This window comes from Pauljensenia sp. OF14-1SRA, assembly GCF_027694595.1.
Lineage (GTDB): Bacteria > Actinomycetota > Actinomycetes > Actinomycetales > Actinomycetaceae > Pauljensenia > Pauljensenia turicensis_B.
In genome coordinates this window covers 156,463-170,558 of sequence record NZ_JAQEVQ010000001.1, presented here as the reverse complement: position 1 = coordinate 170,558, position 14,096 = coordinate 156,463, and the positions used below count along the sequence as shown (strand labels likewise).

The 14,096-nt window shown below is 57.2% G+C and carries 15 protein-coding genes; 2 read left to right on the top strand and 13 right to left on the bottom strand.

All coding sequences use genetic code 11. The features are described from left to right. The first annotated feature begins 94 nt into the window (after window positions 1-94). Window positions 95-286: a 50S ribosomal protein L28 gene (gene rpmB, locus PG731_RS00760; RefSeq protein WP_006681658.1), complete on the top strand. Its 192-nt coding sequence runs from the start codon at window positions 95-97 to the stop codon at window positions 284-286. A gap of 103 nt (window positions 287-389) precedes the next feature. On the opposite strand, the gene thiL is transcribed toward rpmB, so the two are convergent. The 12 genes from thiL to hisD form a co-directional block, all read right to left on the bottom strand. Next, complete coding sequence (gene thiL, locus PG731_RS00755) at window positions 390-1,379, bottom strand: thiamine-phosphate kinase (RefSeq protein WP_270771502.1); 990 nt, start codon at window positions 1,377-1,379, stop codon at window positions 390-392. Between the two features lie 79 nt (window positions 1,380-1,458). After that, window positions 1,459-2,292 carry a TrmH family RNA methyltransferase gene (locus tag PG731_RS00750; protein WP_442952632.1) on the bottom strand — a complete coding sequence of 278 codons (834 nt, stop codon included), beginning with the start codon at window positions 2,290-2,292 and terminating at the stop codon, window positions 1,459-1,461. Between the two features lie 33 nt (window positions 2,293-2,325). Further along, window positions 2,326-2,706, bottom strand: a complete 381-nt coding sequence (gene rplT / locus PG731_RS00745) for a 50S ribosomal protein L20 (protein ID WP_006681661.1) — start codon at window positions 2,704-2,706, stop codon at window positions 2,326-2,328. A gap of 24 nt (window positions 2,707-2,730) precedes the next feature. Further along, the gene (gene rpmI / locus PG731_RS00740) at window positions 2,731-2,925 is read right to left on the bottom strand and encodes a 50S ribosomal protein L35 (RefSeq protein WP_006681662.1); all 195 of its coding nucleotides are present in this window, start codon (window positions 2,923-2,925) and stop codon (window positions 2,731-2,733) included. Between the two features lie 29 nt (window positions 2,926-2,954). Further along, window positions 2,955-3,554, bottom strand: a complete 600-nt coding sequence (gene infC / locus PG731_RS00735; protein WP_243381049.1) for a translation initiation factor IF-3 — start codon at window positions 3,552-3,554, stop codon at window positions 2,955-2,957. 363 nt (window positions 3,555-3,917) lie between these two features. Next, complete coding sequence (locus PG731_RS00730; RefSeq protein ID WP_270771499.1) at window positions 3,918-4,709, bottom strand: SseB family protein; 792 nt, start codon at window positions 4,707-4,709, stop codon at window positions 3,918-3,920. 3 nt (window positions 4,710-4,712) lie between these two features. Then, window positions 4,713-5,441 carry a bifunctional 1-(5-phosphoribosyl)-5-((5-phosphoribosylamino)methylideneamino)imidazole-4-carboxamide isomerase/phosphoribosylanthranilate isomerase PriA gene (gene priA / locus PG731_RS00725; RefSeq protein WP_270771498.1) on the bottom strand — a complete coding sequence of 243 codons (729 nt, stop codon included), beginning with the start codon at window positions 5,439-5,441 and terminating at the stop codon, window positions 4,713-4,715. Between the two features lie 30 nt (window positions 5,442-5,471). Beyond that, complete coding sequence (gene hisH, locus PG731_RS00720) at window positions 5,472-6,107, bottom strand: imidazole glycerol phosphate synthase subunit HisH (protein ID WP_270771497.1); 636 nt, start codon at window positions 6,105-6,107, stop codon at window positions 5,472-5,474. Window positions 6,108-6,110: 3 nt separating this feature from the next. Further along, a complete protein-coding gene (locus tag PG731_RS00715) occupies window positions 6,111-6,866 on the bottom strand; it encodes a hypothetical protein (protein WP_270771496.1) in 756 nt (251 codons plus the stop codon). A 32-nt stretch (window positions 6,867-6,898) separates the two neighbouring features. After that, window positions 6,899-7,516, bottom strand: a complete 618-nt coding sequence (gene hisB, locus PG731_RS00710; protein WP_270771495.1) for an imidazoleglycerol-phosphate dehydratase HisB — start codon at window positions 7,514-7,516, stop codon at window positions 6,899-6,901. Further along, entirely contained in the window at window positions 7,513-8,628 is a 1,116-nt protein-coding gene (locus tag PG731_RS00705; RefSeq protein ID WP_270771494.1) for a histidinol-phosphate transaminase, read from the bottom strand. The genes hisB and PG731_RS00705 overlap by 4 nt, the downstream gene beginning before the upstream one ends. 4 nt (window positions 8,629-8,632) lie before the next feature. Further along, entirely contained in the window at window positions 8,633-9,970 is a 1,338-nt protein-coding gene (hisD, locus tag PG731_RS00700) for a histidinol dehydrogenase (protein WP_270771493.1), read from the bottom strand. 116 nt (window positions 9,971-10,086) lie between these two features. Here hisD and PG731_RS00695 point away from each other — a divergent pair, with 116 nt between their 5' ends. Further along, complete coding sequence (locus PG731_RS00695; RefSeq protein ID WP_270771491.1) at window positions 10,087-10,320, top strand: RNA-binding S4 domain-containing protein; 234 nt, start codon at window positions 10,087-10,089, stop codon at window positions 10,318-10,320. A gap of 114 nt (window positions 10,321-10,434) precedes the next feature. Here the strand turns inward: PG731_RS00695 and dnaE are convergent, their stop codons facing one another. After that, window positions 10,435-13,986 carry a DNA polymerase III subunit alpha gene (dnaE, locus tag PG731_RS00690; protein ID WP_270771663.1) on the bottom strand — a complete coding sequence of 1,184 codons (3,552 nt, stop codon included), beginning with the start codon at window positions 13,984-13,986 and terminating at the stop codon, window positions 10,435-10,437. Between the last annotated feature and the right edge of the window lie 110 nt (window positions 13,987-14,096).

Sequence of the window (14,096 nt, the reverse complement as noted above, 5' to 3'; positions counted from 1 at the left end):
CGTTAGTCTTTCATAGTTGCCTGCGGTGGACTACACCGCTCAATACTGTCCTGTGAAAACGGGAATAACCTATTTGACAACCGAGGAGATCATCGTGGCTGCCGTTTGTGACGTGTGCGGTAAGGGACCCGGCTTCGGCAAGAGCGTGTCACACTCTCACGTTCGCACCAACCGCCGCTGGAATCCGAACATTCAGCGCGTTCGCGCCCTTGTTGAGGGCACCCCGAAGCGCCTGAACGTGTGCACCAAGTGCCTGAAGTCCGACAAGGTTCAGCGCGCTATCTGATAGCCCCGCACCTGTTGGATGACCGTTAAAAGGTCACCACACTTTATGAGTCTGGCTCGCAAGGATGTCCTTGCGAGCCAGACTTTTTCACCTCGAACGCCTCTTACTCGTTCTTGAAGTGATCCCACTTCCCACGCAAGGCGTGGCCGTTCAGGAACATATTCGCGTTTTCCCCTTCACCGACCTCGCGGACGTGCCCCACAATGCGGAATCCTTCGGGAATGGTCGCATCTGGCCCAAAAGCAGCGATCATGCCGTGGTCTTCACCGCCGAAGACGACCCATTCCACCGGGTTCACACCGCAGATCTCGGCGAGCTGACGCAACGGTTCTGCTTCGCGTTCCAACGCAGTCGGGTCGAGGTCAATGATCACACCAGACGCTTTCGCCATACGCGTGCCATCCATAGCAATGCCATCAGATAGGTCCATCATTGCGTGGGCACCGGCGCGCGCAGCAGCTGGCCCGGTCTCCAACGGTGGCTCAGGAGCGCGATACATGTTGAGGGCTTCAGCCATGATCCCCATTGACTCGTCGTCACGAATTGCAGGGTCAATGTGCTCGCCCAGCAACAGATCCAAGCCGGCGTGCGAGAAGCCAACTCGACCACTCACCGCGATCACATCACCGGGTTTCGCTCCCGAACGCACCACGGGATCGCCTTCGCACCAGCCCATGACGGTCATCGACAGCACCATCTTTTCTCCCGCCGACATATCACCGCCGACGACGCCGGCACCGACTTCGCGGGCACGATCACCGATACCTCGAACCAAGTCGATCAGCCATTCGACTTCGGTGTCAGGAGTGAGCACAACAGAGATAACGATCGATGAGGTGTACCCACCCATACCGGCAATATCCGCAAGATTCTGCGCGGTAATACGAGCACCAATCTGGTAAGCGTCGGACCAATACCGGTGGAAGTGCTGGTCTTCGACGATGACATCCGTCGATACGACGAACGATCCTTCAGGGGTTGCAATCTGCGCACAGTCGTCGCCGATTCCGATCATGGTGCGTTCGCCAACGGGAAGAACTTCCTGATAGCGACGAATGAGTTCAGATTCCGAGCATTCACTTACCAACGTCATGGTTCAAGCCTAGTTGGTTCGTAGAGACGAAAGGACAGCTGGTGCCTGATTCACTCATTGATTCACGAGGCCGCGCACACTATTTCAGCGCTTCATTGGACAAGCGCGCGCACTGAGAAGCGAAAAGACACATTGAAGCTGCTGAGGCCACGTTCAGGGACTCGGTCTGACCGGTCATGTCGATGCGGACAAGGGTGTCACACGCATCGAGTTCAGCCTGGCTCATGCCCTTCGTTTCATTGCCGAAGACCCACGCATGAGATGAGGCAAGAGGACCCGTTCCCTCAACGATTGCCTGAGTCATCGCCTGACCAAGGTCTTCGATGCCCACTCCGCCACTGGTGCCTAGCAGATGCACACCACGTGCTTTGAGCAACTGGGCGGCCTCGTCGAACGAGGCAACGCCAACGAGCGGAAGGTGGAAGACACTGCCTGCGGAGGAACGGATAACCTTTGGGCTGGCAACATTGACGGTGCCCGCAACGACGATGACACCGGCGCATCCCATCGCATCAGCGGTGCGAATGATCGTACCAACGTTGCCCGGATCGCGTCCCTGGGCGAGCACAACATATGTCTGCCGGGGCGCACTATCTGGCAACTTGGACATCAATGCGTCACGTGTTGCAACGGCAATAATGCCCTGAGCATCAGGGCTCATTACAGAAGCGACCTCATCGGTCACCGTATGGCACCAGCGGGTCACACAAGAAGCAAGGGCGTGCACGTCGGAATGCAGATTCGCTGCACCTTCAGTGAAGTAAACATCGCGAACATGCTGGCCACTAAAAGCCAGAAGCTCGCGGACTGCTTGTGGCCCTTCAACAAGCAGAAGATTCGTCTTACGACGTGCCGAGCGCCCGGCCAACGCTGCCACTTTCTTCACGCGTTCAGCGTGAGGATTGGCGAGCATGGACGGGCGCTCGGACTTCACAGTCACCGTATGTCAGGCCTTGGGGGCGTTGACGTCTGCCGGCAGAGCATCCTTGGCAACCTGCACCAGCGCGTTGAATGCGTTGATGTCGTTGACGGCGAGCTCGGCGAGCATACGACGGTCGACCTCAACACCAGCAAGGCCGAGGCCCTGGATGAAACGGTTGTAGGTCATGCCCTGTGCGCGCGATGCAGCGTTAATGCGCTGGATCCAGAGGCGACGGAAGTCGCCCTTGCGGGCCTTGCGGTCGCGGTAGGAGTAGACGAAGGAGTGAGTGACCTGCTCCTTGGCCTTGCGGTACATGCGGGAACGCTGACCACGGTAGCCGGACGCCTGCTCGAGGACTGTACGACGCTTCTTCTTGGCGTTAACAGAACGCTTGACACGTGCCATGTTTCAAATCTCCTTTTGCGAAGCTCACTTGCCAAGGAGACGACGGACGCGCTTGACGTCTGCGTTCTCAAGGACCTGGTCAGTAGCGAGGCGGCGGGTCTTGCGGCTGGACTTGTGCTCCAGCAGGTGGCGCGCACCGGCCTGCTCGCGCATGATCTTGCCCGAGCCGGTCACGCGGAAGCGCTTCTTCGCACCGGAGTGCGTCTTGTTCTTCGGCATTTGCTATTCCTTCTTTGTTCCATCAACGCTTACACGTCAATGTCAGTCTTGTCCGTGGTGCCCGCTTTTGCGCTACGTGCCTGGTCCTTGCTTGCGCGTTCCTTACGCTTACCGCGTCGTTCTTCACGCTCTGCTTCACGACGCTTGCGCTGTTCGTTCAAAGCATCAGACTTACGCTTCGTGGGCGCGAGAACCATGGTCATATTGCGACCATCCTGGCGAGGCATGGACTCGACTGTTGCGAGCTCACCAACCTCTTCGGCCAAGCGCTGAAGCAGGCGAACGCCAGCTTCAGGACGGGACTGCTCACGTCCGCGGAACATGATCATGACCTTGACCTTGTCGCCCTGGGAAAGGAAACGCTCAACGTGTCCCTTCTTAACGCCAAAATCATGGTCGTCGATCTTCAAGCGGAAGCGGATCTCTTTCAGCTGGGTGTTCGCCTGATTACGGCGAGCATCGCGAGCCTTCTGGGCGGCTTCGTACTTAAACTTGCCGTAATCCATGAGCTTGGCAACCGGCGGCTTAGCGTCGGGTGCAACCTCTACCAGGTCAAGGCCGGCCTCTTCGGCCAGGCGCAGGGCGTCTTCAACACGAACGACGCCGACCTGTTCCCCTCCGGGTCCCACAAGGCGAACCTCAGGAACTCGGATACGCTCGTTAATGCGAGTCTCGCTGATGAGTGGCTCCTTCCACGGTACTTCGTGAAGAGCAACGAAAATGGCCTCCGTTGCACTTCATGCGCACGGAGGCCAGCCCATTTGGCGGACGTCGAAACGTCTACCGAAGAACCCGATCCCCTTTCACATCACGCCAATTGCGTGGACCTTGGCAAGCCAAGGCGGGCATCCAGGTGGGAGGAAACTCCGCTTGCATTCCAGGCATTCGCCCAGACGGTTGCCTCAACTTTAACATCTGCGCTGATAGCGCACCAATTTCAGTAGCTTCGGTGCAGATGGGATCGCTCACATGCGCGCTATGCGACGTGCGGGCTATGCGACGCTCACCCAACGTGGAACGATTTCAATCCTGTCGGCTGATACCTGAAGACGTTGTGAATCTCCGATAGCAGACACCGCTTCCATCAGCGACTTTTTAAGCCCGCGTTGATCAGCATTGGCATTGACAAACAGGGTGACAGTCACGTTTCCGACTGCCCCGCAGGTCAGCTGCACGTCAACGATCGGCGAGGTTCCGTTATGGCTTACCTGCGCGAGCACCTTCAACTCTTCGGCGAGTTCTTGGTCTTTCCACGCTGGCAACCACGTGTCTCCCTGCGCAAGTGCCGCGACAACGGGACGTGGTATCACAACGTTGGACCCGGCAGGATCCATGACAACTCGACCTCCGGTTTCCACCAGCGCAGCAAGGGCAACGCTTCGGAATGCGAGAGCGGTGGGTCTGGCTAAAGCATCGAAAGCCCGAAGTTGATCGGCCGAAGAGAATACGGCAATCGCCTTGCCTGCCAGGCAGTCAACGCGAACAAAGTCCGTCGGCGTCTGCCCGTCGCCGTCAAGCCCTGTGTGACCTCCGGTGGCTCGTGGATCCTCTTCAACAGCAATCGGGACAATCACGCGATCATGAGTCAAAGCATCGGCGAGGGCTTCCAATCTGGCTGCGCCATTATCACTATCCGCTTCAAGAGCCAGCGCACGCCTCGTCGCTTCGAGAATCTGACCCGAATCGCCGCGATTGCGATTCATCATCTTCAATCGAGCAGCAAGCCGGCTCTTCTGCGCATCATCGAGAATTGGAATTGGGCGTGCATCCGTGGTTTTGCTCATCGTTTAAAGTCCCCGCGCAACCTTCAGGGCTTCTTCGATCGTGAATGCGCCGGCGTAGAGGGCTTTGCCGACGATCGCGCCTTCGACGCCAGCGCCAACGAGGCCTCGCAGGATGGCAATATCGTCCAGCGTTGACACGCCACCGGATGCTACAACTCTAGCGTCGGTTGCGTCGCAGACGCGGGCAAGCAGATCAACGTTCGGTCCCGACAGCATGCCGTCGCGCGTCACGTCAGTGACCACGTAGCGCACGCAACCAGCCTTGTTCAGGCGTTCGATTGTCTCCCAAAGATTGCCTCCATCGCGGGTCCATCCGCGGGCAGACAAGGTATCTCCACGCACGTCCAAGCCGACAGCAATCTGATCGCCATATTCTTTAATGACTCGCTCGGTCCACTCTGGATTTTCCAAAGCTGCAGTACCAAGGTTCACGCGACGGGCACCGGCTCCCAAAGCGCGCTTGAGCGACTCATCATCGCGAATGCCACCGGACAGTTCGACGTTCATATCCACGTTCGCGGTGATCTCAGCAAGTAGCGCAGCGTTCGACCCACGTCCAAACGCGGCATCCAGATCGACGAGGTGCAGCCACGTTGCCCCAGCATCTGCGAAAGAGCGCGCAGCGTCCATCGGGTGACCGTAGTGTGTTTCCGTACCAGCTTCACCCTGGGTCAGGCGAACGGCTTGTCCGTCGACAACGTCAACGGCGGGAAGAAGAATCAGGTCGTTCATGGAAATCCTTTAATCGTTTATTGCGTGAAGTTACTTCAGTGTGTCAAGCCAGTTTGCCAGTAGCGTCATACCGGCATCTCCTGACTTTTCCGGGTGGAACTGGGTTGCACTCAATGGGCCGTTTTCTACGGCTGCAACGAAGCGGGAATTTCCGTGCCGCGCCCAGGACGTCAACGGTGGGGTGGTCACTCCCCCAGCAAACGCCGCGGTCGGATCGTCATGGACACCGTAGGAGTGAACGAAATAGAAGCGCTGGTCTTCGACTCCCGCGAATAGCTTCGAACCGGTAGCCACTTCAATCGGTGACCAGCCCATGTGCGGAACCACTTCAGCGTCCAAACGCTTCACCACGCCCGGCCACTGGCCAAGGCCCTCGCCTTCGCCCTTCTCTTCGGACAAAGAGAACATGATCTGCAGGCCAACGCAGATACCCATCACCGGGCGCCCGCCAGCAAGACGCATGTCAATAATGTTTTCGCCGTCAGCTACGCGTAACTGGCGCATCACCGCATGGAACGCGCCCACGCCAGGCACCAGCAAGCCATCAGCATTCAATGCTGCTTCACGATCTGCAGTCAGTTCAACATCGGCGCCCACATGTTCCAAAGCTCGGCACGCAGAGCGTACATTGCCCGAACCATAATCAAAAACAACTACGTGCGTCATCGTCTACTTCTTCCACAATCCGCCAAAGAAACCGCCCGGACGCTTACGGCTCGTCCCATCCGCAGACACGGAGTCCTCGTAATCTTCAGGGGTCGAACGTCCAAGCAGTAGATCCTCGGTTGCCTGTGGCATTGCACCAAGTAAAACACCCGCAGGAATCGTCTCTTCCGGCTGTCCGTTCACATAACGCTGGGCTGTAATCCGACCAGAAACACCGGGTTCAACCCCATCGCCTTCAACCAGCCACGACATGATTGCAACCGCCCCATATTTGGACAGGCGTGAAACAACGCGGGCGGCCTCGTCGATGGGAGCGGGCATGGGACGCTGGCCGGAAAGCAACGCATCCAACTCTTCTTCGTCAGTCGGCTGAGTTTCCACGCGCTGCCAGATCGCCGTCCATGGCTTCAAACGGACGACGCTGAGGTTCAAACCAGACAGAGCCAAAAGAGAGTGAAGCGCGCCAGGCGATGGAATCGGGGCCAGAACCAAACCAACTGACAGCTTGCCACCGTCAAGATGGAGGGATTCATCAACCGGAACATCGTCAGGGTCTTTCAACGCCTTGGTCGATGCGTCCCTGTTGTCTGTCTCGCTCGTCGTATCTGCGCCAGCGGGCTTTTCTCTCAGATTATGTGCCGCCAGTACATCGTCGGCATACACTTCGCCGTCAAGCGTTTCCTTGCCTAAATCTTCGCTGTCAAGGGACGCGACAAGATCCGCGAACTCGGCATCGAAGTCGTCATCACGACGCGACATAACTCTCCCCTGCTACCTACGCTCGACTCGGCTTAGAGCGCACCCTTGGTCGATGGAATTCCGTCGACGCGAGGATCCGGCTCAACGCCCGCACGAAGAGCTCGTGCCAACGCCTTGAACTGGGCCTCGACGATGTGGTGCGGGTCGCGACCAGCAAGCACGTTCATGTGCAGGCAAATTCCGGAATTGAAGGTCAGGGATTCGAAGACGTGACGCGTCATCGAACCGGTGTAGTGGCCACCAATCAGGTGGTATTCCTGACCGGCAGGTTCACCCATATGCACAATGTAGGGACGTCCCGCGACGTCAACAACCGCGTGAGCCAGCGCCTCGTCGAGCGGAACAGTCGCATCGCCGAAACGACGAATACCGCGCTTGTCCCCCAGCGCTTCCTTCAGCGCAAGACCCAGGCAGATCGCCGTATCTTCAACCGTGTGGTGCACGTCGATATCAATATCGCCCGTCGCCTTCACCGTCAGGTCAATCAGCGAGTGCTTCGACAGCGCAGTCAACATGTGGTCATAGAAAGGAACGGAGGTGGAAATGTCATTCTTTCCCGTTCCGTCCAAGTTCAGCTCGAGGTGGATTGAGGACTCAGACGTCACGCGGTCAATGACGGCGGTACGCGGAGTAGTAAAGGTGTTCGTCATTTCGTGATCTCCTCAAGTGCTGCTTTGAAGCTGGCGATTTCTTCAGGTGTTCCAATACTGACACGAAGCCAGCCCTCAGGCCCGACAACTCGGATCAGAATTCCGCGATCAAGCAGAGCCTGGAAGATGGCTTCGCGGTCATCAAAGCGTCCGAAGAGGACAAAGTTGGCATCCGAATCGACAGCGTCGAAGCCTTTGTCTTTCAGCCACGTGACCAGCTGGTCACGTTCGGCTCGCAACGAGGCCACCTGTGCCATCAGTTCCTCCGTGTGGCGCAGAGCAGCAAGCGCCGTTGCCTGCGTGAGAGCTGAGAGGTGGTACGGCAGGCGAACCAACATGATCGCGTCGATGATTTCTTGGCAGGCGCTCATATAGCCGAGGCGCAGGCCCGCCATGCCGAAAGCCTTCGACATTGTGCGACTGACAATGAGGTGCTCGTTCGCGTCCAAGAGTTCAAGAGATGACGGTGTACCGGTTCTGCGGAATTCACCGTAGGCCTCGTCAATGACGACGATCGACGCAGACGTCTGGCCGTCAATCTCTGGGCCGCTTTCGCGCGCGATATCCAGGATCCACTCAATGTCCTCGAACGGCAACGCTGTGCCCGTCGGATTATTCGGGCTGGCCAGCAGAACAACAGAAGGACGCTGCGCTTTCAGTGTTTCTTCGACGAGCGCGCGGTTCAATGTAAAGTCATCATCGCGACGCCCCTGCACCCACTCGGTATTCGTGTCGCGCGCGTACTCGTGGTACATCGAGTACGTCGGAGCAAAGCTGACGGCCGTCCTGCCAGGGCCACCGAATGCTTCCAGGATCTGCACCATCACTTCATTTGAGCCGTTCGCTGCCCACATCAGTTCCGGACGACGACGAACACCGGATTCTTTTTCTAGGTAGTCCGCGAGCGCGCCACGTAGTTCCATGAAGTCGCGATCCGGGTAGCGGTTGAGACCCGCAGCCACCTTGGCAACGGACTCAGCGATATCGGCAATCACGTTTTCGGAGGGCGAATACGGGTTCTCGTTGACGTTCAGACACACCGGAACGTTGAGCTGCGGAGCACCGTAAGGCGAGAGCCCTTTAAGATCGGACCGAATCGGAAGAATCGTCATGGTGTCACTCTCCGTCTTTGGCAGCTGTGCGGCGAATCAGGGCAGCTTGACCGTGTGCCGGCAGGTTTTCCGCGATCGCAAGCGTGTTCAGATTGTCGCTCAACTGATCCAGTGCTTCGGCCGTGTATTCCACGACCTGCTGGGAACGCAGGTACTGCGTGACATTCAATCCCGATGCGAAGCGCGCGGTGCCACCGGTGGGCAGCACATGATTCGAGCCGGCAATGTAGTCGCCGAGCGGAACCGGCGTGTACGACCCAACAAAGATGGCACCCGCGTTCTTCACCTTCAGTGCATCATCGCGGGAGTTCACGGTCTGGACTTCCAGGTGCTCTGCGCCGTACGCGTTCACGACAGTCAGTCCATCTTCCACATCATCGACGAGGACAATACCGGACTGTGGGCCTGACAGGGCGGTAAGAATACGCTCGGTGTGCGTTGTCGCCTGCGCCTGCACCTTGATTTCTGCTTCCACTCCGTCAGCCAGTTCCTCGCTGGAGGTCACGAGGACCGATGCTGCAGCCGGGTCATGTTCCGCCTGGCTGATCAGGTCGGCGGCAACGAATGCCGGGTGAGCACTGGAATCGGCGAGGATTGCGATCTCGGTTGTTCCCGCTTCGGCGTCAATGCCGACCTTTCCCTGAACAAGGCGCTTGGCTGCGGCAACGAAAATGTTGCCCGGTCCGGTCACCACGTCGACGGGCTTCAAGACGTCATCACCATCGGTCACGCCGTAGGCAAAGGATCCAATCGCCTGAGCTCCACCAATCGCCCAGACCTCATCAATGCCCAGCAACGCGCACGCCGCCAAAATTGTCGGGTGAGGAAGACCGCCGAACTCTGACTGAGGAGGAGACGCCAACGCAATAGACTCCACGCCCGCAACCTGCGCACACACCACGTTCATCACGACGGACGACGGGTAGACAGCCAAACCACCGGGAACATACAGGCCCACACGTCCAACTGGGATCCAACGCTGGGATACGGTTCCGCCCGGAATAATCTGCACCTGAGCAGGCGCAGGCAACTGTTGAGTATGCCCCATACGATTGTGCGCAATCGACATCTCAAGCGCCTCGCGAATCTTCGGGTCAAGATTCGCCAAAGCATCAGCAATTGCCTGAAGCGGAACACGAAGCGAAGCCGGGCGAACGCGGTCAAACTTTTCAGCCAAGTCGTACAGCGCCGGCGCGCCCTCTTCACGAACACGCTTCACAATCGGAGCAACCTGATCTGCAGCCTTCGACGTATCCAGCGCAGCACGAGGCAACGCATGAGCAAGATCTGTCGTTTCAAGAACAGTTCCACGAAGATCCAGTCGTTGCATCAGAGTATCCATACTCCAAGCATAGGCGGGCACACCCATTTGGTTCTTCGGCGCCCAACGCGCGAACATAGAAGCACACAATGAGGACAACTCACCCCAAGATCGTAGACGCCAGAAAGGAAACGTCCATGTCAGACTTCCCCACCATCGAAGTCAGCGGAGTCATCAGACTCGGACAGTTCCTCAAACTCGCCAACCTTGCCGAAGACGGGGGACTCGCACGCGAACTCATCCAGGGTGGCGACGTGTACGTCAACCACAAAGTTGAAACCAGGCGAGGTCGTCAGCTCGCAGACGGTGACGTCGTAGAGGTTGACTCCCCCATGAGATCAGATGGCGCCATCGTCGCAAAGATCGACTAAGCCTGAGGCGCAACGACGAAAGCCACGCCATCCCAGCATTCGACCCCGACACACGAGAAGCAACCAACAACGCTGGTCGGCCTCGTCCCATTAACACCAGGCCCCCGAAGTAGCTCAGTGCGCGCTCAGGACTCCGTCGATGCCCACGATAGCCTTCACATGTGAGAAGAACGGTCCCGTCGGCGACACGCGCAAACGCTGGTCCAACTCAACGATCGTCGTGCCCGTGCGCTCGCGGATATGTAAACGGACAGGAGAATCACCTGGGAACGCTTGAAGGACATCTTTCAACTCGCCCAGCAATTCCGCCGTGCACCGCGTTGCAGAAAGCTGAAGCTCCAGCGGAGTATCGCCGTCCTCACGCAAATCCAAGATCGTCATCGACTGGCCGTAAATCGACATGCCCTCATCGCGGACATTCACGCGACCCTCAATCTGAACCACAATGTCCTGCGCAAGATGCGTTGAAATCGTCTCGTAAGAACGCGGGAAGAAGAGAACTTCAACCGAACCCGATAGGTCCTCGAGGGTTGCAACGGCCCAAACACTCCCCTGCTTCGTCACCTTCGTCTGAACATTCGAAATCAGACCCGCGATACGCACCGTCTGATTCGACATTGAATCCTCAGACCCGACAACCTGCGCGATCTCGTGATCCTGATAGCGAGCCAGCGCTCCTTCAATGCCACGCAGTGGATGATCCGACACGTACAAGCCAAGCATCTCGCGTTCCTGAGACAGCTTGAACTTGCGGTCGAATTCAGGGATATCCGGGATAGTGACCCCCAGGGCATGTGAACCGCTATCAGCGCCGGCATCCATACCCAACGCACCAAACAGGTCGAACTGACCAATCGCTTCGTTACGCTTCACATCGGTGATTGCTTCAACGGCCTCGTCACAACACGACAGCATTGCACGACGCGTGTAGCCCATCGAATCAAACGCGCCCGCACGGATCAGCGACTGAATCGTGCGCTTGTTGCACACAACCTGAGGCACCTTGTCCAAGAAGTCTTGGAAGGAAGTAAACGGACCCTTTTCCTTTCGGGTTTCAACGATGGCTTCAACCACGTTCGCTCCCACGTTCTGGATCGCGTTCAGACCGAAACGAATCGCTTCACCGTCTGGCGCGAAGTTACCCTGCGACGCATTGACGTCGGGGGGAAGAACCGTGATATCCATGTGTCGGGCTTCAGCCAAGTAGAGCGCACGTTTGTCCTTGTTGTCCTTCGTGGACGTCAGCAGGGCCGCCATGTACTCGGTCTTGTAGTTCGCCTTCAAGAACGCGGTCCAGTAGGACACCAAACCGTATGCGGCCGAGTGTGCCTTGTTGAATGCGTAGGCGGAGAAGGGAACAACGACATCCCAGAGAGCCTGGATTGATTCCTTCGAATAGCCGTTGTCCAACATGCCCTGCTGGAAGGCCTCGAACTGCTTTGCCAGAACCTCGGGCTTCTTCTTACCCATTGCCTTACGCAGAATATCTGCTTGTCCAAGTGAGTAGCCCGCAAGCTTCTGCGCAATCTGCATGACCTGTTCCTGATACACGATCAAGCCGTAGGTCGTACCCAGAATCGATTCCAGTGGCTCAGCCAATTCGGGGTGAATCGGCGTAATTTCCTGCTTCCCGTTCTTACGCAGTGCGTAGTTCGTGTGCGAATTCGCGCCCATCGGACCTGGACGATACAGGGCACCGACAGCGGAAATATCTTCGAAGTTGTCGGGCTTCATCAGCTTCAGAAGGTCGCGCATACCGCCACCATCAAGCTGGAAGACGCCCAGCGTTTCGCCGGCGGACAGGAGTTCGTATGTCTTCGGATCGTTGAACTCCAGGTGTTCCAGATCCGGTTCTTCCTTACCGTTCAGCGCAATGTTTTCCAGCGCGTCCGAGACGACCGTCAGGTTACGAAGCCCCAGGAAGTCCATCTTCAGCAGGCCGAGTGTTTCACACGTCGGATAGTCGAACTGCGTGATGATCGCGCCGTCCTGGGGACGCTTCATAATCGGAATAATGTCAGTCAGCGCATGCGAACTCATGATGACCGCACACGCGTGAACGCCCCACTGGCGGGTCAAACCTTCAAGACCGAGCGCGTACTGAACGACCTCGTGAGTCTCCGGGTTTTCTTCGTAGTACTTACGGAACTCGACAGCTTCGGCGTAACGCTTGTCATCCTTGTCGAAGATGCCGTGAACGCTAATGTCCTTGCCCATAATGGACGGTGGTAGGGCCTTCGTCAGTTGCTCGCCCACCTTGAAGTCCTTACCCAAGATACGGGCAGAATCTTTCAGGGCCTGCTTTGTCTTAATCGTGCCGTAGGTGACAACCTGCGAAATACGATCCTCACCGTACTTGGCCTTGACGTACTGAATGACCTCGTCGCGCCTGCGTTCGTCGAAGTCGACGTCGAAGTCGGGCATCGAGATACGTTCTGGGTTCAAGAAGCGTTCGAAGATCAGACCGTGTTCAAGGGGATTCAGCTCTGTAATCTTCATGGCGTAGGCAACCATTGATCCTGCGCCCGAACCACGACCAGGTCCGACACGAATACCTTGGCTCTTCGCCCAGTTAATGTAGTCTGCCACCGTCAGGAAATAACCGGGGAAGCCCATCGAAATAATGACGTCTTCTTCGTATTTCGCCTGCTTACGGACGTCGTCGGGAATACCGTTCGGGAAACGATAGTTGAGGCCCTTTTCAACCTCTTTGATGAACCACGAGGTCTTGTCTTCACCTTCGGGCACCGGGAAGTCGGGCATGTAGTTTGCGCCATCATCGGTGGTCGTGAAGTGCACCTCGCAACGTTCAGCGATTTCCAGAGTCGAGTTGCATGCCTGTGGAAGTTCCTTCCACAGCTCGCGCATTTCTTCACTGGGACGAATGTAGTAGCCGTCGCCATCAAACTTAAATCGATCGGGGTCAGAAATACGCGAGCCGGAGTTGATGCAGAGAAGAGCGTCCTGGATCTTACGGTCTTCCTTCTTCACATAGTGGGCGTCATTCGTCACGACAAGCGGAGCATCCATCAACTTCGCCAATTCCAGTAGCTGGAGCTGGGTGCGACGTTCCATTTCGATGCCGTGGTCCATGAGCTCAACGTAGAAGTTTTCTGCACCAAAAATATCGCGGAGCTCGGCTGCTTCACGGACTGCCTCGTCCCATTGGCCAAGGCGCATACGCGTCTGAACAGCACCCGAAGGACACCCGGTAAACACAATCAAGCCCTCGTGGAACTGAGAGAGTAGTTCCTTATCCGCGCGAGGATACTTACCAAACTGTCCTTCAGTTGAGGCATAGGAGCCGAGGCGGAACAGGTTATGCATGCCCTCGGTTGAATAGGCGATCAGCGTCAGATGGTTGTATGAACCGGACCCCGACACGTCATCGTTCTTTTGCCAGGGTTCTCCCCATCGCACTTTTTGACGGTCAAAACGCGACGTACCGGGAGTCACATAGGCTTCCAAACCAATAATCGGCTTGACCCCGGCCTTCTTACAGTTCGAGTAGAAGTCGTATGCGCCAAACAGGTAGCCGTGATCGGTCAAGCCAATAGCGGGCTGACCCAAACGAGCCGCTTCTTCAGCCATCGCCTTCGTCTTTGCTGCGCCGTCAAGCATCGAGTACTCGGAGTGGTTGTGCAAGTGAACGAAGGAATCAGCCATGGTCTCGATGGTAGCCGTCATCGGGTGATTAAGCACCCCCGAAGGAGCTTGAGAGCTTTCCTTGAAATCACGCAGATTCACAAGCTCGACCAGTGGTTTTCGACGTATTG